The organism is Burkholderia gladioli (genome assembly GCF_000959725.1).
Lineage (GTDB): Bacteria > Pseudomonadota > Gammaproteobacteria > Burkholderiales > Burkholderiaceae > Burkholderia > Burkholderia gladioli.
Map to the genome: position 1 here is coordinate 1,209,646 of NZ_CP009323.1, position 20,273 is coordinate 1,229,918.

A 20,273-nucleotide genomic window follows, 5' to 3' on the forward strand; every position below is an offset into this window, starting at 1 on the left:
AAGTGACAGCTTCATTCGGTCAGGAAAGCGTGCCGCATACGTTGAACTGCATCGTCGACGAGCGCATCCATGTTCATCGCGTCCTGGCCGTCCAACGAGCACAAGATCTGATCGAGCGCCGCCGGCGACTGCGCTGCCTGTTCGACCGACAGCGTCGGCAGCCGCCGGCGAATCCGGTCGGCAATCTCGCTGCGGTTGATGCGCGGCCACTGGTCAGGGCGCGGCCAGCCTGACGCTTGATCGTCCAGCGGCACAAAGTCGGCACCCAGGCCGGCGCTACGCCAGCGATGGCCGGCCCAAGCGAAGCACCATTCTCGGACGGGTCCCAAGAGGGCCAGCCGCTGACTCGGATCGAAGACTGCCAGGGTAAGGCTCAAGACACGCGGATCGTAGTACCGCCAGAACACTGGCCGCCCGCCCTCGCCGGGACCGACCAGATACCGTGCGACATGTTCGGCGAGCGTATCGATATCCGCAGCGCTGTCGATCCACGCGCAAATTGCGGGCGGGCGGTCGACCTCCGGTTCCTCTTGCCACCGTTTGGTCGCAATCCGTTGCCCCTCCAGATCAAGGGCGGCAAGGTCGATCAACCGTGGCATCAGTTCTTCACGATGTGCCAGCACGCGCGGGGTGCAGGCTCGCATGTCGAGCGAGGCTAGATCAGGCACGTGAGCGAGTGTCGCAGGTTCCACCAGCAGGAAGCCCGTCGTCACCACTTCCTGATGATCAGGGGCAGCCTGCATCGCAGGCGTGAGCGTTTTCATTCCGTCATCCATCAGGCGACTGCGATCGATGCCTGGCCGGTTTCCGCAGCACCGCCAGCCAACTGCGAGCACAGATCCGATCCAGGGAACTGCGCTGGCACGCTCTGCGGGCCCACCGTATCGTGGCTGCCCGCATGAATCTTGTTCTCGCCGGGCGTATAGCCCACGATGCCTTTCGCACTGACCTCTAACTGGCTGTTGCCGGCCGTCAAGCGAATGCCCTGCTTCGCGGTGATGTTGATCCAGTCCGTCGTGCTGATGATCGACAACACCTTCTTCGCCAGCAGTTCCAGCTCATCGTTTTCCGCGTGCACCTGCACCTTGCCGCTCGCCGCGATCAGCTTCATGCCCATTTTGTGCACGAATAGCGAGAACTTGTCCGATACGCTGGCGAAGAACGATTTCCCCGTCGCGACCGACATGCTTTCGCCAGCCGTCACGGCTACGTGCTGGCCGCCCGTGACGTGCGCGGTCGCAGGCGTCGTGACGGCAATGCCGGCCGCTCCAGCCAACAATAGATGCGCTTCATTGAGTTCAGGGAAGTCGTCTTGACCACTCGTGCCCGTCGCCCCCCCACCCTGAATGCCGTCCACCTGCGATTTCAGTGCGTCAGCAATCGGGGTTTGGTCCGCACCGCTTTCCTGGGCTTGATAGTGCTGCGCCAGCTTGGCTGATTGCGCGTGTAAGGTTTGCGCTTTGGTCAGGCGCGATGTCGGTTCGCTAACGTCGGAGAGATGCCCTTGCGCGGCAGGACGTACCTCCGTGCTGATCACCATGCCCTTGCCGCTGCGGATCGCACCGACCTCATCGGTACGCAGCTCGAAGCCTTCGCCTCGGGCATCCTTGCGCCCCTGCCAGTCCTCAATGCGCGTGATCTTGCCGAGCGAGAGCTGGCTCGCCGCATGGTCAGATCGGAGCTGCGCCTGAATGGCGTTTGCCGTGTCATCGAAAATCAGGTGATTGCTGCGACCTGACGACGCGTTACCGTCTGCACCGTTCAGTTCCCGGCTGCGAATGCCCATCAGCGCATTCTCGTCCGGCAGCTTCCACGACGGCACGTTGCGCGCGTTCATCACGCGGCCCGTAATGATGGGATGGTCCGGATTGCCGTCGAGCCACTGCACGATGACTTCGGAGCCGATGCGGGGCAGCGCGGCCATTCCTTGGCCGCCTCCGGCCCAGCCGCTGGCGACCCGCACCCATGTCGAATACTTGCCGTCGCGATCCCAGTGGAATTGAATCAGGACGCGGCCGTGTTCATCGGTGTGAATGCTTGTACCCGACTGGCCGACGACGGTCGCTGTCTGCGGCGCGAGAATCTTCGTGTCGACGCTGTTGAAGCCTCGTCCGGGCCGCCACGGAGTTGCCTTGGGGACGCACGTGAACTCATTGCGGTATTCCGCCAGCGCCCCCGTGTCCTGCAGATAGTTGTTGGTCGCCACATGTCGAACCGAGACGATCAGATATTCGTCGTCGCTCTGATCGCGGCTCAGCGCCGAACCATAACGGTCCGTCAGTCGGAACCAGCGCCCTGGCTGCACAAAACGATTGTTGCCCTTCGCATCGAAGCGTTTGATCGTCGCTTCTATTTCCTCCATTCGACGATTGACGACCTGATAGCCATGCTCCATGTTCCGATAACCGTACGCGCCAGCGTACTCGTTCCATTCAAGCTGCGGCAGGGCAGCTTCCGGACTCGACAGGCTTGTTTGAACATGGGTCGGCGTCGGGGTCTTGAAGTCGAAACGGGACAGTTCCGCGTGCGTCGACGTGGTCTGCTGGAACGGGGACCAGGTCAGAATGCTGTCCGACTCCTCCGCGCCCATGCCATTGTGGAATCGGATTTCGTGCCCCTTGCCGTCGATGGCGGGTGCAGGACGCGTCGGATCGGAAACGGTCAGCTTGTGAGACTTGGCCGTGTGCTCATACCAGTACAAATAGCCCGCGTGTTCCCAGCGCCGATGAAGATAATTGTGATCGTCTTCATCGAACTGACAGGCCATCGTCATGCGCGGATCGTCTTCGCCGACCTGCCACGCCCAATCGGGCAACACACCGTAGTCCTGGAAAACCGTCGCAGTCTGGTCGTGCAGGTTCTGGTCGAGGAACAGGCGATTGTGCTGGCTGTACTTCAGGTAGCGCAGCCAAGGACCGACATGCGCCTCATAGAAGACCCAGCCGCCATCCGTGCGAACGTGCCGGAACGCAAAGATATGACCGTTGAAATATCGGCTGCTCCCATCGCCGCGCGCCAAACTGATCGTGACCCGTTTACCGATAAAGTCCTTCGGCGCAAGCTTGTCTTTGTCCGACAGGAGGTCGATCTTGTAGGTGAAATCCTTGGATAGCGCTTCAACCGCCTCGAATGCGTTAGGCAGCAGGATTGGGTCAGGCGCGTTGCCGTCCGGAAAGCTGATTTGCACTTGCCGGTTGTGCTGCGGCCCCAGCGCAAGGTCTCTCAAGGCTTGTGCCGTGTTCTGCATTGTTCTTATCCCCTGATCCGGGCGCGAAAAGCAGTTGGGCGGCCCGTACGCCCTGGATGCGCCAGCAACGCGGGATTCGATCGTGCTCGTCCCGACGCGCCGCGATAACCTCAGAGGTATACCACAAAGCCCCTCGAACGCCCACGGACCATCAATCGCAGCAAAACCCCTTTAAATAGGACGCAATCGAGACGCCATCGAATTTTACGGCAACTTAACCGCGCACCTTCTTCAGCAGCGCCGTGGTCGAGCGCTCGAACTCGAACGGAATCGCCAGCGCCTTGCCGCCCCAGCCGCGCACCAGGGCCGATTCCGGCAGCGCATCCATGTCGTAGTCGCCGCCCTTCACCAGCACGTCGGGCCGCACGGCGGCGATCAGGTCGATCGGCGTCTGTTCCTCGAAGCCCACCACCCAGTCGACGCATTCGAGCGCGGCGAGCAGCGCCATGCGGTCTTCCTGGCGATTGATCGGCCGATCGTCGCCCTTGCCCAGCATGCGCACCGAGGCGTCGCTGTTGACGCCGACGATCAGGCAGGCGCCGAGCGCCTTCGCGTCGGCCAGGTAGGTGACGTGGCCGCGATGCAGGATGTCGAACACGCCGTTGGTGAACACGACGGGCGAGCTCAGCGTCGGACGCAGGGCGGCGAGCGCCTCGCGGGTGGTGAATTTACGTTCGAAAGCGGCGGGCATCGGTTTCGGTCCGGCTGGAGAAGAAGGGAAACGGAAATCGGGCGAGCCGGCGCATCTGCTCGATCGGCTCGATCGGCCATGCTACGCGCCGCCCAATAAAAAAGCCCGCGCGAACTTCGGCGGGCTTGGTGTGCTGCAGATCGACTGGCGAATGGCTGGCGAATCGATGGATGAAGCGGCTGCCGCCTCAGGCGGGTTGCGTGGCGGCGCCGCTCTCGGGCGTCTGCAGGCGACCCGTGACTTCCTTGCGGTAGCGGTTCAGCTCCTGCGCGGTGGCGAAGGTGCGCTCGAACAGGATCGACAGGTTGTGCAGGATCCGGTCGACCACCTTCTTCTCCCACTCGCCGTCGAAACGGATCTGCTCGTCGAGCCAGCGCTCGAGCCATTCCGGATCGGGCAGGCGCGACTGCACGGTATCGCGCGGGAACAGCGACTGGTTCACGTGCAGGTTGGTGGGGTGCAGCGGCTTCTCGGTGCGACGCGCCGAGGCCATCAGCACGCCGATCTTGGCGAAGGCCGAGCGCGCGACGTCGCCGCAGTTCACCAGCGCCTTCTTCATGTAGCGCAGGTAGGCGCCGCCATGGCGTGCCTCGTCGCGCGAGATGGTTTCGTAGATGTGCTTGATGACGGGTTCCGTGTGCCACTCGGCGGCGCGGCGGTACCAGTGGTTCAGGCGGATCTCGCCGCAGAAGTGCAGCATCAGGGTTTCCAGCGGCGGCGCCGGGTCGAACTCGAAGCGCACCGCGTGCAGCTCGTCCTCGGTCGGCATCATCTCGGGCTTGAAGCGGCGCAGGTACTCCATCAGCACCAGCGAATGCTTCTGCTCCTCGAAGAACCAGACGCTCATGAAGGCGGAGAAGTCGCTGTCGTGGTGGTTGTCGCGCAGGAACATTTCCGTCGCGGGCAGCGCCGACCACTCGGTGATCGCGTTCATCTTGATCGTCTTCGCCTGCTCGTCGGTCAGCAGCGAGGCATCGAACTTGTCCCAAGGGATGTCCTTCTCCATGTCCCAGCGGACGGCTTCGAGCGATTTGTAGAGTTCCGGATAAAGCATGGTGTTCATGGTCCCACCCCTGTTCTGCGCAATGCGACTGCTAAACGTGACTGTTGCGTCGAGCCCCCACAATCGAGGCGCTCACCTGACGAATCGGTAATTTTACGCGCTAAACCGCGCACCGGATGCACTCGGCACCGCGACGCGATTGCTGCCGCGCAAGCGCTTGTGGGGGCAAAACGCGCGACGCCCGAAACAGACCGAGCCTCGCACGCACCTGAGAGGGGCCGGCTCGAGGCCGGCTGTCGTTGTCGGGGCCGTGCGCGCGAGCGTCAGGGACGGATCGCGCCGCCAGCACCCGCTTGGATGAATTCGGCGTCGGCGATGATAGCACGCAGCTGTGACGGATCCGCGACACTGGTGCGGCGAACCGTCGCGGTTTTGGCCGCCCAGCCGAGGTGCCTCAATCGGGGCGATTCGGTTCGGATATCGAACCGATACCCGGTTCGGCAGGCTCGGCCGGCGGCGGCGCCGAGCGCGCGGCGGCGGACGCAGGCGCGGGCTTCGACAGCTCGCTTGCCGCGCCCCCGGGCGCCGTCACCGGCCGCACCACCGGCGACACCGGCGGCGGCACGCGCGGCGGCGAGCCGCCGCCGGGGCTGGCCGAGGCGATCCATTCAGCCAGCGTCTCGCGCTGCCGCATCGCGTCGGCATGGCCGAGCGCGATCAGCTCGCGCGTGAACTCCGCCTCGAACAGCAGGTAGCTCGCGAACGAGGCGCCGGCCGGCTGGTTGCCGCCCATCGCGCCGAGCAGCGCGCGCACCGTGGCCGGCAGCCGCCGCAGGTGCTTGGCGACGATCAGCTCGATGCGCTCGGAAGGCGCGATCGCCAGCACGTCGACATGGCGCCAGCCGCTCTCGGGCTCGACCTGGCGCGGCAGGTGCTCGACCACGCGGTTGACGTGCTCGATGTGCTCGATGTCGGTGCCGATCGAATCGAGGAACACGCTGGCCAGCACCTGCTGGCCGATCTGCGCCAGCGACGGATAGGCGCTCGCGTGCCCGTTCGCCGCCGGCACCTCGGGACGCGCGGCGGCCGCGCCGATCACCACGATCCGGTCGCCGCCGAAATGGATCGCCGGCGACAGCGGCGCGATCTGGCGGATCGAGCCGTCGCCGAAATACTCGATGCGCCCGTCGATCACCAGCGGCACCGCCGGGAACACGAAGGGGATCGCCGAGGAGGCCAGCAGGTGCGCGGCCGACAGGTCGACCATCCGCGCCGTGCGCTGGGCGCGCCGCCAGGCGTGGATCGGCTCGCTGCCCTCGTAGAAGGTCAGGTGGCGGCCGCTGGTGTAGCTGAGCGCGGTGATCGACAGCGCGTGCAGCTTGCGCGCGCCGAGCATCTGGCCGACCCGGTGGAAGTTCAGCTCGCGCCGCAGCAGGTGGGCCAGCGGCGCGTTGTCGAGCAGCGCGCGCGGCGAACGGCGCGCGGCCCATCCAAGGCTCATCGCGGCCAGCCAGCGCGCGCCCGCGGCGGCCACGCCGAGCCAGTCGGTGCGGTAGATCATCTCGGCGCGCAGGTGCTCCCAGAACGAGAGCAGGCGCGCGGCGCCGTGCGGGAAGTCGTCGGCGTGGCTGGCAATCGCGGCGGCGTTGATGGCGCCGGCCGAGGAGCCGCAGACGATCGCGAAGGGCAGCTCGCGGCGGGTCGGCTCGACCTCGCGCGCGATCTCGGCCAGCGCGGACAGCACGCCGGCCTGATAGGCGGCGCGCGCGCCGCCTCCCATCAGAACGAGCGCGAGCCGCATGCGGGCCTCAGTCGGTGTGGGCGGGGCGCATCACGGGCTCCGCTTGCGCGAGGATTTCGCGGCCGGCGGCGCTGCGTCGTGCGCATCGTCCGGCGCCTCGGGCGCCGCCGCACGCGGCTTGGGCGGCGCGGCGCGGCGCGTGGCCGGCTTGCGTTCGCGCGGCGCGGCGCCGGAAGCCGCGGGCTCGGGGCCTCGCGCGCCACCGCCGGCCGGCTTCGCGGCCGCCGGGGCAGCGCCGGCGGCGCCGGGCTGGGTCATCGCGAAACTGGCGAGCTGATTGAACTGCGACTGCAGCAGGTTCCACCAGCCGGCCGGATCGAAGGCCTCGCCGCCGGGCATCGCGCCGGGCGGCGTTTCGGCGTCCGGCTTGCCGGCGCCGGCCGGGGCGGCCCCGCCGAAGGCTTGCGGCGGCGGCTCGGACGCGGCGCGCGAGGCGGACGGCCCCGCCGGCGCCGCCGTGTCCTTGGCCATGGCGGCCTCGGCGGCCGACATCGATTCCTTGGCCAGCGCGCCGAAGGCACGCAGCGTCGCCAGCGTGGCGCGCTGCACCTCGAGTGCCTGGATCGCCGACTGCAGCATGCCGAGGTTGAGCTTGAGCCATTGCTCGACGGCACGCAGGTCGGTGATGCGCTTGTCGAGCTCCTCGACGCTCGACAGCGGCGACATCATGTCGGACATCGCCGACAGCGACGGCGGCAGGCCGCTCGGTGCCGCCGCCCCGATCCCGGCGCCGAACGGCGAGAGCCGCATCATGTCCCACATCCGGTCGAGCATGTCGGAGGGCGTGAAGCCGGTGAAGCCGGAGAACGGGTTGGAGCCGGGAGTATCGGTCATGCGGCAATCCTTGGTGACGGGGTCGGTGGGAAGGCGCGATGCGCCAGCGCGCGTGATCCGATCATAGCGCGCATGGCCGAGGCGCGAACGATCGCGATGCGCGCCGGCGTGGCGCGGGGGAGCCGCGGGGGCGGGCAGCCCGGAGGATGGGAGCGAGCGGTGAGCGACAAGCCGCAGGGCCGCCCCACCCGCCCCGCGCTCAGGCGCCGCCAGCCCCGCCGCTGCCCGTGCGGCCGTCGAAAAAATCGGGCGCGCGCCGCTCGCGCAGCGAACTGATCCCTTCGCGCACGTCCGGCCCGGAGAAGCCCATGAATTCGAGCGCCAGCGAGGTATCGAAGCTCGGCCCGGCCAGGCGCAGCCAGTTGTTGAGCGCGTACTTGGTCCAGCGGATCGCGCTTTGCGAGCCGCGCGCGAGCCGCTCGGCCAGCTCGAAGGCCTTCGGCAGCAGCTCGGCCTCGTCCACCGCCAGCGAGACCAGCCCGATGCGCTCGGCCTCCTCGCCGCTGACCGGCTCGCACAGCAGCAGGTGGTACTTGGCCTTGGCCATGCCGCACAAGAGCGGCCAGACGATCGCCGCGTGATCGCCGGCGGCCACCCCGAGCCGCGTATGGCCGTCGATGATGCGCGCCGTGTTGGCGGCGATCGAGACGTCGGCCAGCAAGCCCGCCACCAGCCCCGCGCCGACCGCCGGCCCGTGCATCGCCGAGACCACCGGCTTGCCGCAGTTGACGAGGTTGTAGACCAGGTCGCGCGCCTCGTGCCAGACCCGCGTGCGCACCTCGAAATCGTCGGCCATCTGCTCGACCAGGCCGAGATCGCCGCCGGCCGAGAAACCCTTGCCCTCGCCGCGGATCAGCGCCACGCGCACCTCGGGATCGCGGTCGAGGTCGCGCCAGATCTCGGCCAGCTCGCGATGCATGCGCGCGTCGGCGGTGGCCAGGTTGCTGCGGTTGGCGCCCGCGCCGCTCATCACGATCTCGAGGATGCCGTGCGGATGGCGCGCGAGGCGCAGCGACTGGTAGCCGGCATAGGCTTCCAGCCCGGCGGATTCACGCTCACTCATGTCTGTCTCCTGGTTCTTCTCGTGATGATCGGGGCAAACCGGCAGGCGGGCGGCCCGCCGCGCGCGTTCAGGCCTGCCCGTCGAGCGGCGACACCGCCTGCTCGATCGCGCCGAAGATCGACTTGCCGGCCGCGTCGAGCATCTCGATCCTGACGCGATCGCCGTAGCGCATGAACTCGGTGCGCGGCGCGCCGTGCTCGATGGTCTCCAGGCAGCGCTTCTCGGCAATGCAGCTGTAGCCGCGCCTGGCATCGCGGTTCGACACCGTGCCCGAGCCGACGATGGCGCCGGCGCGCAGGTTGCGCGTCTTCGCCGCGTGCGCGATCAACTGGCCGAAATGGAAATTCATGTCGACGCCGGCCTCGGCCTGGCCCACCCGCTTGCCGTTCCAGCTCACCAGCAGCGGCCGCTCCAGGCGCCCGCCGCGCCAGTGCTCGCCGAGCTCGTCGGGCGTCACCGCCAGCGGCGAGAAGGCTGTTGCGGGCTTGCTCTGGAAGAAGCCGAAGCCCTTCGAGAGCTCGGCCGGGATCAGGTTGCGCAGCGACACGTCGTTGACCAGCATCACCAGCCGCACGGCGCGCAGCGCCTCGTCGGCGCTCGCGCCCATCGGCACGTCGCCGGTCACCACCGCCACCTCGGCCTCGAAATCGATGCCCCAGTCCTCCGAGGCGCAGACGATGTCGTCCTGCGGGCCGAGGAAATCGTCGCTGCCGCCCTGGTACATCAGCGGATCGCTGAGGAACTCGGGCGGCATCTCGGCGCCGCGCGCGCGGCGCACCAGCTCGACGTGGTTGAGGTAGGCCGAGCCGTCCGCCCATTGGTAGGCGCGCGGCAGCGGCGCCATGCAGTCGGCCGCCGAGAAGGCGAACGCGCGGCGCGCGCGGCCGTGGTTGAGCGCATCGTAGAGCTCGCGAAGCTGCGGTGCGTGGAATGCCCAGTCGTCGAGCGCGCGCTGCAGCGTCGGCGCGACCGTCTCGGCGATCGCGGCCGTCTGCAGGTCGCGCGACACCACGATCAGTTGGCCGTCGCGCGTGCCGTCCTTCAGCGAAGCAAGTTTCATGGAGGGGAAGTCCGTGTAGTGACGATGGAGGGAAACTATTTTACGATGGTGAATCCGCGCGGCGAAGCCCGTGCCGCCCGAGCACCCGCGCCGCGCGAGCCGCTCCATCGCCGCGCCTGCCTCGCGGCGAACCGCGCCGCCTCGCCCGCCACCTTCCTATCGCATTCCATCCATGGTCAACACCGACGATCTCGCCGACGACAACGCCGAGGAAAAGGTCCGCTCCGGCATCCAGTCGATCGAGGTCGGCTTCCGCCTGCTGGAGGTGCTCACCGCCGAGCCGCGCGCGATGATGCTGCGCGATCTCGCCCAGCGCGCGCAGATGAGCCCGGCCAAGGCGCACCGCTACCTGGTCAGCTTCCAGCGGCTCGGCGTGGTGGCGCAGGACCCCGTCTCGGGCCGCTACGAACTGGGCGGCTTCGCGCTGCAGATGGGCCTGGCCCGGCTGGCCCGCGTCGACGGCGTGAAGCTCGCGCGGCTCGCGCTGTCGGCGCTGCGCGACGAGCTCGACCTCACGCTCGGCATCGCCGTGTGGGGCAACCAGGGGCCGACCGTGGTGCACTGGATGGAATCGAGCCATCCCGCCAAGGCCTCGCTCAAGCTCGGCGACGTGATGCCCCTGCTCGGCTCGGCCACCGGCCTGCTGTTCGCCGCCTACCTGCCGCGCGGCAAGACCGCCGCGATGCTCGAGCGCGAGCTGGCCGACGCACGTCGCGGGCCGCCGCGCGACGGCCCGCGCACGCCGGCCGAGGTGGAGGCGCGGCTCGCCGAGGTGCGCGAGCACCAGGCGGCGCGCGTCGAGGGCATGCTGCTGCCGAGCATCCACGCCTTCTGCATGCCGGTGTTCGATGCGCTCGGCGAACTCTCGCTGGGGCTGATCGCGCTGGGTCACGAGGGCAGCTTCGACGTGTCCTGGGGCGGCGAGATCGACCTCGCGCTGCGCGCCGTGGCACGCAAGCTGTCCTACGAAATCGGCTACAGTGCCGATCCGCGCGAGGCCTGAAACCGGAGCCCCGAACGCCGCGCGCGAACGTTCGGCGCGCGATCGGGTCGGACGGGCTGGGCGGTGCCGCCGAGCTTGTCGCGCCGGCGGGCCGGATGCGAACCGGCGTGCTTCCACGCGAAGCGCGAGCCTCATGGCCGGAACGCGGCTTGCTGCTTCTCGCCTTCCCCGGCCCGCGTGCCCGGGACCCGGCGGCCGAGGAGCCGGAACGTGCCGCCTCGCGCCGAACTCGCCACCGGCATCGCCAGCCCATGATTTAGCCCATCGCCCCCGAACGCCCTGAACACACCGGACCACCGTCGCTCGATGCCCTCGCCCCTGCCGCCCGAATCGTCCCGCCTCTCGCCGCGCCGCTGGCTGCGCGCGGGGCTGACGCTCGCGCTGGTGCTGGTGTTGCACCTGATCGCCGGCCTGTGGTTCGCGGGATATCGCGCGCCGGCCAATCCCGATGCGCGCGACGACACGCCGGTGCAGGTCGAACTGCTCGAGCCGCAGCCGATCGAGCGCGCGCCCGCGCCCGCCGCGCCGGCACCGAAACCCGCGCCGAAGCCCGTGCCCAGGCCGGCCGCCAAACCCGCTCCGGCCGCGCCGCGCAACCAGGCGCCGGTGCTGACCAGCGCCGCGCCCTCGGCGCCGGCCACCGCGCCGCCGGGCGACGGGCAGGCAGCCGGGGCCGGCACGGGCCAGGGTGCCGCCTCCGCGAGCGCGACGGCCAGCGCGGCCGTGCCCGCCTCGGCCGCCGCCAGCGGCGTGAAGTTCATCGCGCCGCCCTCGGGCGACCTGCGCTACGGCGCCTACTTCAACGGCAACCTGAACGGCACCGCGACCATCCACTGGACCACCGAGGGCGATCGCTACCGCCTGCTGATCGAGATCCCGGTGCCCTTCGTCGGTCCCTTCGTCTACGAGAGCCTGGGCCGCATCGACGCCTACGGCATCGCGCCCGACCGCTACACCGAGCAGCGCGGCCGCAAGCCCGCCGACATCGCGATCTTCAATCGGCAGACGAAACAGGTGGTGTTCACCAGGACGCCGAACTCGCTGCCGCTGACCGACGGCATGCAGGACCGCTTCAGCCTGCTGATGCAGTTGTCGGGCCTGGTGCACGGCGCGCCCGATGTCTATCGCCCCGGCGTCGCGCGCGAATTCCGCATCATCGACAACAACAGCGGCGAGACCTGGCCGATCGTCACGATCGGCGACGAGACGATCCGCACCGCCACCAGCTCGCTGGAAACCCGCCACTTCCGCCGCCTGCCGCGCCGCGAGGGCGACACGCGGCGCATCGACATCTGGCTCGCGCCCTCGCTGGACTGGCTGCCGGTGCGCCTGGTGCAGACCGAGCCGAATGGTTCGGAGATCGAATTGCTGTGGCAGGGGCGCGGCGCGCCGAGCCGCGGGATCGGGTATGACGAATCGGCCGCGATGGATGCGCACGCAAGCATCGCGCCCGCCGCCCCTGCCCCTGCCTCGACCTCTGCCCCGGCAGCCGGCGCGAGCGGCGCGGGCGCGGCTTCCGCGCCGGTATCGTCGGACGGCATGCCGGCCGCCTCGGCGGCCGAAGCCGCGAGCCCCGTCGCATCGGCACCACAAGCGGCCTCGCCAGCACGGTAATTTCGACCGATTTCGCGAATGTTTCCCTGCTGTCACCAGGGGCTGCACACAAGCCGGTAAACTTGCGTCACAGTGTTGACAATGTTTGACAACCCTGCCCGTGCACCGGAGGAAAATCGGAAACGTTTCATCGATATCGGTCTCTAACCGATGCGCCCTGATCCACGTGGGCGTGCAGCGCCAACCCCTTGAAACCGGCCAGGCCCGCCCCACCTTTGGAGCATTCGGCCTGACAGCCACAGCAAAGAGGAGTGCCGCCATGCAAATGATCTACAACAGCCCCAACTACTGCGTCGTCGAGTTCGCCCCGCAGGTCGGCCATCACGCAATGAATTCCGGTGGCTACGAAATCGTGGACAAGAATGCGCAGCGCGAGATCTTCATCGATGGCGAACTGGCCGAGCGCTTCCGCGAGCACGTCAAGCAACTGATCGAGGACGAGCCCTCGCTGGACGAGGTGGACGAATTCCTCGGTCAATTCGACAGTCTGATGACGCAACCGGTGGTCCTGCACTGATCCGCCCGTCGCGCGCCGCCCGCCCCAGGATGGTGCGCGACGGCTCGCAGGCCGGCCCGGCGCCGGCCCGCTTCCTCCTCGGCATTTCCTGATCGAACCCCCGCCCGGCCTGCCGTGCGGGGGTTTTCAATGACAAATCGCGCGCGCGCCGGGAAGCCCCGGCGCGGCATGCCGGCACCCGCTACAATGGCGTTTTCCCCGATCCGCCGTCCGTCCGCCATGCCGACCTCCCTGCCCGCCCGCTCCGCCCCCGCCGCGTCCTACACGCGCGGCGCCGACCTGCCCGCGCTGCTGGCGCGCCGGATCCTGATCCTCGACGGCGCGATGGGCACCATGATCCAGCAGTACAAGTTCGACGAGGCCGCCTATCGCGGCGAGCGCTTCGCCGACTTCGGACGCGACATCAAGGGCAACAACGAGCTGCTGTCGATCACGCAGCCGGCCACCATCCGCGAGATCCACGACCAGTACTTCGCGGCCGGCGCCGACATCGTCGAGACCAACACCTTCGGCGCCACCACCATCGCCCAGGCCGACTACGAGATGGAGCACCTGGTGGTCGAGATGAACGTCGAGTCGGCGCGTCTGGCGCGCGAATCGGCGCTCAAGTACTCGACGCCGGACAAGCCGCGCTTCGTGGCCGGCGCGATCGGGCCGACCCCGAAGACGGCCAGCATCTCGCCCGACGTGAACGATCCCGGCGCGCGCAACGTCACCTACGACGAGCTGCGCGACGCCTACTACCAGCAGGCCAAGGCCCTGCTCGACGGCGGCGTCGACCTGTTCCTGGTCGAGACCATCTTCGACACGCTCAACGCCAAGGCCGCGCTGTTCGCGCTCGACCAGTTGTTCGAGGACACCGGCGAGAACCTGCCGATCATGATCTCCGGCACCGTCACCGACGCCTCGGGCCGGATCCTCTCGGGCCAGACCGTCGAGGCCTTCTGGAACTCGCTGCGCCACGCCCGGCCGCTCACCTTCGGCCTGAACTGCGCGCTCGGCGCGGCGCTGATGCGCCCGTACATCGCCGAGCTGGCCAAGCTCTGCGATACCTACGTGTCCTGCTACCCGAACGCGGGCCTGCCGAACCCGATGGCCGAAACCGGCTTCGACGAGACCCCCGACGTGACCTCGAGCCTGCTCAAGGAATTCGCCCAGGCCGGCCTGGTGAACCTGGCCGGCGGCTGCTGCGGCACCACGCCCGCGCACATCGCCGAGATCGCCCGCGCGCTGGCCGAGGTCAAGCCGCGCCGCTGGCCCTCGCAGTACAGCGAAGCCGCCTGAAGCCCGAGCCGCCCGCCGCATCCGTCGCGCCGCCCCCCAAACCGATACGCATCCGCCCCGCCATGACCGATCACACCATGCGCCTGTCCGGCCTCGAGCCGTTCAACGTCACCGAAGGCACCCTGTTCATCAACGTCGGCGAACGCACCAACGTGACAGGCTCGAAGGCCTTCGCGCGAATGATCCTGAACGGCCAGTACGACGAGGCGCTGGCCGTGGCCCGCCAGCAGGTCGAGAACGGCGCGCAGGTCATCGACATCAACATGGACGAGGCGATGCTCGATTCGAAGGCGGCCATGGTTCGCTTCCTGAACCTGATCGCCTCGGAGCCCGACATCGCGCGCGTGCCGATCATGATCGACTCGTCGAAGTGGGAAGTGATCGAGGCGGGCCTCAAGTGCGTGCAGGGCAAGGCGATCGTCAACTCGATCTCGCTCAAGGAAGGCGAGGAGCCGTTCCGCCATCACGCGCGGCTGATCCGCCGCTACGGCGCGGCCGCGGTGGTGATGGCCTTCGACGAGAAGGGCCAGGCCGATACCTTCGAGCGCAAGATCGAGATCTGCACGCGCTCCTACAAGTTCCTGGTCGAGCAATGCGATTTCCCGCCCGAGGACATCATCTTCGATCCGAACATCTTCGCGGTGGCCACCGGCATCGAGGAGCACAACAACTACGCGGTCGACTTCATCGAGGCGACCCGCTGGATCAAGCAGAACCTGCCGCACGCGAAGATCAGCGGCGGCGTGTCGAACGTGTCCTTCTCGTTCCGCGGCAACGACCCGGTGCGCGAGGCGATCCACACCGTGTTCCTGTATCACGCGATCCAGGCCGGCATGGACATGGGCATCGTCAACGCCGGCCAGCTCGGCGTGTATGCCGACCTGGACCCCGAGCTGCGCGAGCGCGTCGAGGACGTGATCCTGAACCGCCGCGAGGATTCCACCGACCGGCTGCTGGAAGTGGCCGACAAGTTCAAGACCGGCGCGGCCAAGAAGGAAGAGAACCTCGAATGGCGCAACCAGCCGGTCGAGAAGCGCCTGGCCCACGCACTGGTGCACGGCATCACCAACTTCATCGTCGAGGACACCGAGGAAGCGCGCGCGGCGATCGACGCCGCGGGCGGGCGCCCGATCAACGTGATCGAAGGCCCGCTGATGGACGGCATGAACATCGTCGGCGACCTGTTCGGCCAGGGCAAGATGTTCCTGCCGCAGGTGGTGAAGTCGGCGCGCGTGATGAAGCAGGCGGTGGCCCACCTGATCCCCTTCATCGAGGAGGAGAAGCGGCGCCTGGCCGAGGCCGGCGGCGACGTGCGCGCCAAGGGCAAGATCGTGATCGCCACCGTCAAGGGCGACGTGCACGACATCGGCAAGAACATCGTGTCGGTGGTGCTCCAGTGCAACAACTTCGAGGTCGTCAACATGGGCGTGATGGTGCCCTGCAACGAGATCCTCGCCAAGGCGAAGGTCGAGGGCGCCGACATCATCGGCCTCTCGGGCCTGATCACGCCGAGCCTGGAGGAGATGGCCTACGTCGCCGCGGAAATGCAGCGCGACGACTATTTCCGCGTCAAGAAGATCCCGCTGCTGATCGGCGGCGCGACCACCTCGCGCGTGCACACCGCCGTGAAGATCGCGCCGAACTACGAAGGCCCGGTAGTCTACGTGCCGGACGCCTCGCGCTCGGTGTCGGTCGCCTCCAGCCTGCTCTCGGACGAGGGCGCCACGCGCTACCTCGACGACCTGAAGAGCGAATACGACCGGATCCGCGACCAGCACGCCAACAAGAAGAAGACGCCGATGGTCACGCTGGCCGCCGCGCGCGCCAACAAGACGCCGATCGACTGGCGCGCCTACCAGCCGGTCAAGCCGAAGTTCATCGGCCGCCGCGTGTTCAAGAACTACGACCTGACCGAGCTGGCCCAGTACATCGACTGGGGCCCGTTCTTCCAGACCTGGGACCTGGCCGGCCCCTATCCGGCGATCCTCAACGACGAGATCGTCGGCGAGTCGGCGCGGCGCGTGTTCTCGGACGCGAAATCGATGCTCTCGCGCCTGATCCAGGGCCGCTGGCTGAGCGCCAACGGCGTGATCTCGCTGCTGCCCGCCAACACCGTGGGCGACGACGACATCGAGATCTACACCGACGACACGCGCACCGAGGTGGCGATGCGCTGGAGCAACCTGCGCCAGCAGAGCGAGCGCCCGGTGGTGGACGGCGTGATGCGGCCGAACCGCTCGCTGGCCGACTTCATCGCGCCCAAGGATTCGGGCGTGGCCGACTACATCGGCCTGTTCGCGGTCACTGCGGGCCTGGGCGTGGACGCCAAGGAAAAGCAGTTCGAGGCCGACCACGACGACTACAGCGCGATCATGCTCAAGGCCCTGGCCGACCGCTTCGCGGAAGCCTTCGCCGAAGCGATGCACGCGCGCGTGCGACGCGAACTGTGGGGCTACGCGGCCGGCGAGACGCTCGACAACGAGGCGCTGATCGCCGAGAAGTATCGCGGCATCCGCCCGGCGCCGGGTTACCCGGCCTGCCCGGACCACCTCGTCAAGCGCGCCATGTTCGACGTGCTGCGCGCCGAGGAGATCGGCATGAGCGTGACCGAATCGCTGGCGATGCTGCCGGCCGCGAGCGTCTCGGGCTTCTACCTGGCGCATCCCGACAGCACCTACTTCTCGGTCGGCAAGATCGGCGAGGACCAGGTGGCCGATTTCGCGGCGCGCATGTCGCTGTCGGACGCGGACGCCCGCCGCGCGCTGGCGCCGCTGCTCTGAAGTTGGCGGCGGGCAACCGCCGCAATCCTGTGAGGAATCGACGGGCCTCGCGCCCGTCACGCCCCGCCAAGGCACAAAAAAGCCCGCTTCTCGAAGCGGGCTTTTTGCTGGGCGGCGAGGCCACCGCCGGGGCTCAGAACCCCCAGTGAACGTCGGCGTTCTGTTCCTTGGCCGCGCGCAGCATGCCGAGGAAGGGGGCCACGCGCTGCGCCACGCTCGGCGCGACCTCGTGGTGGGCGTGGTCGGCTTCTTCCTCGTGGAAGTGGCCGCCGTGCTCGGCACTGGCGCGGCGCGCCTGGTCGGTCACCGCCTCGAGCCGGGCGATCGCGCCGTCCAGCTCGTCGTGGGTGATGACGCCGCGCTCGCCCAGCGGCTTGCCGACGATGCCCAGCACATACACCGCGAAATCCTTCAGCACGTCGAGGTCCTGTGCCGCCTTGCTCTTGAACGTAATCATGATCGCAATTTCCTTTCAGCTTGTTGTGCGTACCGGCGCCGGGGCCGGCTGGCGCGCTTGAGTTGGGGTCGCGCCGACGCTTTGCGTCTGAGCGGCAGTTTAGCACCTGTTAAAATTCAGCGATTCCTGAAACGCGCGCCCCGGCGCGCCGCCGGAGCCGCCCGCCCGGGCTGCCGGCAACCACCATTCCCGACAGCATGCTGCCCGCTCAAAAACACATACTCGAAACCCTGCTCGCCGACAGCGTGAAGCAGGTCGTCCAGGCCCTGAAGGGCGAATCCGAGGCCGGTTTCGTCGCGCCGACGATCACCCTGGAGCGCCCCAAGGCGGCCGCCCACGGCGACGTCGCCTGCAACGTCGCGATGCAGCTGGCCAAGCCGCTCGGCACCAACCCGCGCCAGCTGGCCGAGAAGATCGTGGCGGCCGTGACGGCCCATCCGTCGGCGGCGGGGCTGGTCGAGGCCGCCGAGATCGCCGGCCCCGGCTTCATCAACCTGCGCCTGACCGCGGCCGCCAAGCAGGCCGTGATCGGCGCGGTGTTCGCCGAGCGCGAGGCCTTCGGCCGCTCCGCGCACGAGGCCGGGCGCCGCGTGCTGCTCGAATTCGTCTCGGCCAACCCGACCGGCCCGCTGCACGTCGGCCACGGCCGCCAGGCCGCGCTCGGCGACGTGCTGGCCAACGTGCTGGCCAGCCAGGGCTACGCGGTGCACCGCGAGTTCTACTACAACGACGCCGGCGTGCAGATCGGCAACCTGGCGCTGTCGACCCAGGCGCGCGCGCGCGGCCTCAAGCCCGGCGACGCCGACTGGCCCGAGGCCGCCTACAACGGCGAGTACATCGCCGACATCGCGCGCGACTACCTGGCCGGCGCCACGGTCTCGGCCAGCGACGGCGAGCCCGTCACCGGCAAGGGCGACATCGAGGACATCGAGGCGATCCGCAAGTTCGCGGTCGCCTACCTGCGCCGCGAGCAGGACATCGACCTGAAGGCCTTCGGCGTGCGTTTCGACCAGTACTACCTGGAATCCTCGCTGTACCAGGAAGGCCGCGTCGAGAGCACGGTGCAGGCCCTGGTCGACGCCGGCATGACCTACGAGCAGGAAGGCGCGCTGTGGCTGCGCACCACCGACGAGGGCGACGACAAGGACCGCGTGATGCGCAAGACCGACGGCACCTACACCTACTTCGTGCCCGACGTCGCCTACCACGTGGCCAAGTGGCAGCGCGGCTTCACCAAGGTCATCAACATCCAGGGCTCGGACCACCACGGCACCATCGCGCGCGTGCGCGCCGGCCTGCAGGGCCTGCACATCGGCATCCCGAAGGGCTATCCCGACTACGTGCTGCACAAGATGGTGACGGTGATGCGCGACGGCCAGGAGGTGAAGCTCTCCAAGCGCGCCGGCAGCTACGTGACGGTGCGCGACCTGATCGAATGGTCGGGCGGCGCCACGCCGGACGCGGAAGTCTCGCCCGAGCAGCTCGACGAGGCCATCATCACGCGCGGGCGCGACGCGGTGCGTTTCTTCCTGATTTCACGCAAGGCCGACACGGAATTCGTGTTCGATATCGATCTCGCGCTGAAGCAGAACGACGAGAATCCGGTCTACTACGTGCAGTACGCGCATGCGCGGATCTGCTCGGTGCTCAACGAGTGGAAGTCGCGCCACGGCGCCGACGAGGCGATCCTGCCGGGCGCGGACCTCTCCCCGCTCGACAGCAAGCCGGCCGCCTCGCTGTTGCAGAAGCTCGCCGAATACCCCGAGATGCTCACGCACGCGGCCGGCGAACTCGCGCCGCACGCGGTGGCCTTCTACCTGCGCGACCTCGCGGGCGAGTTTCACTCGTTCTACAATGCGGAGCGCGTGCTCGTCGACGACGAGGCGCAACGCACCGCGCGCATCGCGCTGCTGGCCGCGACGCGCCAGGTGCTCGCGAACGGTCTCGCGGTGCTCGGCGTGTCCTCGCCGAGCAAGATGTAAAGCCGCCGGGCCGGGCTCCAGACGGTCGCGCCGCCGCGCGCGACCGTGCCACGAATCCCGTTTCACGACTCTTTTAGCAGGTGACTCAAGCAATGGCACAACCGCGCCGCACGTCGAAACCGTCGAAACAAGCCGGAGGAACCTTTCTTGGCATCGTGCTGGGCCTGATCGTCGGCCTCGCGATCGCCGTGGTGGTCGCGCTCTACATCACGCGCGCACCCTCGCCGTTCGTCTCGAAGGTCGCCCCGCCGGCCGACAACGGCGCGAGCGGCGCCAGCCAGCCGCAGCAGTTCGATCCGAACCGCGCGCTGCAGGGCAAGACGCCGGGCCAGCCGGTGCCGCAGGCCGCGCAGCCGGCTCCGCCCAATACCGCGCCGGGCCAGGCCGCCAACCAGACCCAGCCGCCGCTGCTGCCCGAGCCGCAGATCGTCGAGGTGCCGGGTTCGAACGGCTCGCAGAACAGCAATCCGCAGCCGTCCTCGGACGACAACGGCATCGCCGTGGCGCCCAAGCCCGCCGACAACACGCCGCCTGCGAAGAAGCCGCAAGCCACCGCCGCCACGCCTTCCTCGCAGCCGAAGCCGGCCCAGCAGGCCGCCAAGCCGACCTCCTCGGCCCAGGCGGGCAACGCGCCGGCCAAGCCGGGCTCGGGCGCGGGCGCGGCCGACGCCAACAGCGGCTACTTCCTGCAGGTGGGCGCCTACAAGACCGAGGCCGACGCCGAGCAGCAGCGCGCGCGCCTGGGCTTCCAGGGCTTCGAGTCGAAGGTCTCCAAGCGCGATGTCAGCGGCGTCACGTACTATCGCGTGCGCGTCGGCCCGTTCAACAAGTTCGACGACATGAACTCCGCGCGCCAGCGGCTGTCCGATGCCGGTGTCGACACCGCGGTGATCCGCTTCACGAAACAGTAAGCCGGCCGGCCCGATCCGGTCCCATG

At 68.4% G+C, this 20,273-nt stretch carries 16 protein-coding genes; 7 read left to right on the forward strand and 9 right to left on the reverse strand.

Annotation, left to right across the window (positions count from 1 at the left end; translation table 11 throughout):
• Window positions 1–11 precede the first annotated feature (11 nt).
• From BM43_RS22315 to BM43_RS22350, 8 genes are all read right to left on the reverse strand, one after another.
• Window positions 12–764: a DUF4123 domain-containing protein gene (locus BM43_RS22315; RefSeq protein WP_226284840.1), complete on the reverse strand. Its 753-nt coding sequence runs from the start codon at window positions 762–764 to the stop codon at window positions 12–14.
• An 11-nt stretch (window positions 765–775) separates the two neighbouring features.
• On the reverse strand, window positions 776–3,247 hold the full coding sequence (locus BM43_RS22320; protein WP_036049011.1) for a type VI secretion system Vgr family protein: 2,472 nt from the start codon (window positions 3,245–3,247) through the stop codon (window positions 776–778).
• A 214-nt stretch (window positions 3,248–3,461) separates the two neighbouring features.
• Window positions 3,462–3,938: a D-glycero-beta-D-manno-heptose 1-phosphate adenylyltransferase gene (gene rfaE2 / locus BM43_RS22325; RefSeq protein WP_036049010.1), complete on the reverse strand. Its 477-nt coding sequence runs from the start codon at window positions 3,936–3,938 to the stop codon at window positions 3,462–3,464.
• A gap of 187 nt (window positions 3,939–4,125) precedes the next feature.
• Complete coding sequence (locus BM43_RS22330) at window positions 4,126–4,992, reverse strand: ferritin family protein (RefSeq protein ID WP_042287062.1); 867 nt, start codon at window positions 4,990–4,992, stop codon at window positions 4,126–4,128.
• A gap of 403 nt (window positions 4,993–5,395) precedes the next feature.
• Window positions 5,396–6,742, reverse strand: coding sequence for a patatin-like phospholipase family protein (locus BM43_RS22335; protein WP_045577488.1), 1,347 nt, complete (start codon window positions 6,740–6,742; stop codon window positions 5,396–5,398).
• A gap of 30 nt (window positions 6,743–6,772) precedes the next feature.
• Window positions 6,773–7,576 carry a PhaM family polyhydroxyalkanoate granule multifunctional regulatory protein gene (locus BM43_RS22340; protein WP_036049007.1) on the reverse strand — a complete coding sequence of 268 codons (804 nt, stop codon included), beginning with the start codon at window positions 7,574–7,576 and terminating at the stop codon, window positions 6,773–6,775.
• A gap of 199 nt (window positions 7,577–7,775) precedes the next feature.
• Window positions 7,776–8,639 (reverse strand): enoyl-CoA hydratase/isomerase family protein, encoded by an 864-nt coding sequence (locus BM43_RS22345; RefSeq protein ID WP_036049005.1) that lies wholly within the window; start codon window positions 8,637–8,639, stop codon window positions 7,776–7,778.
• 67 nt (window positions 8,640–8,706) lie between these two features.
• Window positions 8,707–9,699, reverse strand: coding sequence for a fumarylacetoacetate hydrolase family protein (locus BM43_RS22350; RefSeq protein ID WP_036049003.1), 993 nt, complete (start codon window positions 9,697–9,699; stop codon window positions 8,707–8,709).
• A 172-nt stretch (window positions 9,700–9,871) separates the two neighbouring features.
• Here BM43_RS22350 and BM43_RS22355 point away from each other — a divergent pair, with 172 nt between their 5' ends.
• The 5 genes from BM43_RS22355 (at window position 9,872) to metH (ending at window position 16,897) form a co-directional block, all read left to right on the forward strand.
• Window positions 9,872–10,702, forward strand: coding sequence for an IclR family transcriptional regulator (locus BM43_RS22355; protein WP_013699524.1), 831 nt, complete (start codon window positions 9,872–9,874; stop codon window positions 10,700–10,702).
• A gap of 306 nt (window positions 10,703–11,008) precedes the next feature.
• Complete coding sequence (locus tag BM43_RS22360) at window positions 11,009–12,316, forward strand: DUF3108 domain-containing protein (protein ID WP_036049001.1); 1,308 nt, start codon at window positions 11,009–11,011, stop codon at window positions 12,314–12,316.
• A gap of 259 nt (window positions 12,317–12,575) precedes the next feature.
• Window positions 12,576–12,833: a BTH_I0359 family protein gene (locus BM43_RS22365; protein WP_013699526.1), complete on the forward strand. Its 258-nt coding sequence runs from the start codon at window positions 12,576–12,578 to the stop codon at window positions 12,831–12,833.
• 219 nt (window positions 12,834–13,052) lie between these two features.
• A complete protein-coding gene (locus BM43_RS22370) occupies window positions 13,053–14,117 on the forward strand; it encodes a homocysteine S-methyltransferase family protein (RefSeq protein ID WP_025101450.1) in 1,065 nt (354 codons plus the stop codon).
• Window positions 14,118–14,179: 62 nt separating this feature from the next.
• Window positions 14,180–16,897: a methionine synthase gene (gene metH, locus BM43_RS22375; RefSeq protein ID WP_013699528.1), complete on the forward strand. Its 2,718-nt coding sequence runs from the start codon at window positions 14,180–14,182 to the stop codon at window positions 16,895–16,897.
• Between the two features lie 133 nt (window positions 16,898–17,030).
• Here metH and BM43_RS22380 read toward each other — a convergent pair whose 3' ends face one another.
• Complete coding sequence (locus tag BM43_RS22380; RefSeq protein ID WP_013699529.1) at window positions 17,031–17,354, reverse strand: DUF1840 domain-containing protein; 324 nt, start codon at window positions 17,352–17,354, stop codon at window positions 17,031–17,033.
• A gap of 197 nt (window positions 17,355–17,551) precedes the next feature.
• On the opposite strand from BM43_RS22380, the gene argS reads away from it, so the two are divergent.
• Both argS and BM43_RS22390 read left to right on the forward strand, forming a co-directional pair.
• On the forward strand, window positions 17,552–19,336 hold the full coding sequence (argS, locus tag BM43_RS22385; protein ID WP_013699530.1) for an arginine--tRNA ligase: 1,785 nt from the start codon (window positions 17,552–17,554) through the stop codon (window positions 19,334–19,336).
• 92 nt (window positions 19,337–19,428) lie between these two features.
• Window positions 19,429–20,247 carry an SPOR domain-containing protein gene (locus BM43_RS22390; RefSeq protein ID WP_036048998.1) on the forward strand — a complete coding sequence of 273 codons (819 nt, stop codon included), beginning with the start codon at window positions 19,429–19,431 and terminating at the stop codon, window positions 20,245–20,247.
• Window positions 20,248–20,273: the final 26 nt, after the last annotated feature.

Coding starts and splice junctions, on each gene's coding strand:
- rfaE2 (WP_036049010.1), bottom strand. CDS start 3,938: ATGCCCGCCGCTTTCGAACGTAAATTCACCACCCGCGAGGCGCTCGCC.
- metH (WP_013699528.1), top strand. CDS start 14,180: ATGACCGATCACACCATGCGCCTGTCCGGCCTCGAGCCGTTCAACGTC.
- BM43_RS22365 (WP_013699526.1), top strand. CDS start 12,576: ATGCAAATGATCTACAACAGCCCCAACTACTGCGTCGTCGAGTTCGCC.
- BM43_RS22355 (WP_013699524.1), top strand. CDS start 9,872: ATGGTCAACACCGACGATCTCGCCGACGACAACGCCGAGGAAAAGGTC.
- BM43_RS22340 (WP_036049007.1), bottom strand. CDS start 7,576: ATGACCGATACTCCCGGCTCCAACCCGTTCTCCGGCTTCACCGGCTTC.
- BM43_RS22380 (WP_013699529.1), bottom strand. CDS start 17,354: ATGATTACGTTCAAGAGCAAGGCGGCACAGGACCTCGACGTGCTGAAG.
- BM43_RS22330 (WP_042287062.1), bottom strand. CDS start 4,992: ATGCTTTATCCGGAACTCTACAAATCGCTCGAAGCCGTCCGCTGGGAC.
- BM43_RS22335 (WP_045577488.1), bottom strand. CDS start 6,742: ATGCGGCTCGCGCTCGTTCTGATGGGAGGCGGCGCGCGCGCCGCCTAT.
- argS (WP_013699530.1), top strand. CDS start 17,552: ATGCTGCCCGCTCAAAAACACATACTCGAAACCCTGCTCGCCGACAGC.
- BM43_RS22350 (WP_036049003.1), bottom strand. CDS start 9,699: ATGAAACTTGCTTCGCTGAAGGACGGCACGCGCGACGGCCAACTGATC.
- BM43_RS22320 (WP_036049011.1), bottom strand. CDS start 3,247: ATGCAGAACACGGCACAAGCCTTGAGAGACCTTGCGCTGGGGCCGCAG.
- BM43_RS22345 (WP_036049005.1), bottom strand. CDS start 8,639: ATGAGTGAGCGTGAATCCGCCGGGCTGGAAGCCTATGCCGGCTACCAG.
- BM43_RS22315 (WP_226284840.1), bottom strand. CDS start 764: ATGAAAACGCTCACGCCTGCGATGCAGGCTGCCCCTGATCATCAGGAA.
- BM43_RS22390 (WP_036048998.1), top strand. CDS start 19,429: ATGGCACAACCGCGCCGCACGTCGAAACCGTCGAAACAAGCCGGAGGA.
- BM43_RS22360 (WP_036049001.1), top strand. CDS start 11,009: ATGCCCTCGCCCCTGCCGCCCGAATCGTCCCGCCTCTCGCCGCGCCGC.
- BM43_RS22370 (WP_025101450.1), top strand. CDS start 13,053: ATGCCGACCTCCCTGCCCGCCCGCTCCGCCCCCGCCGCGTCCTACACG.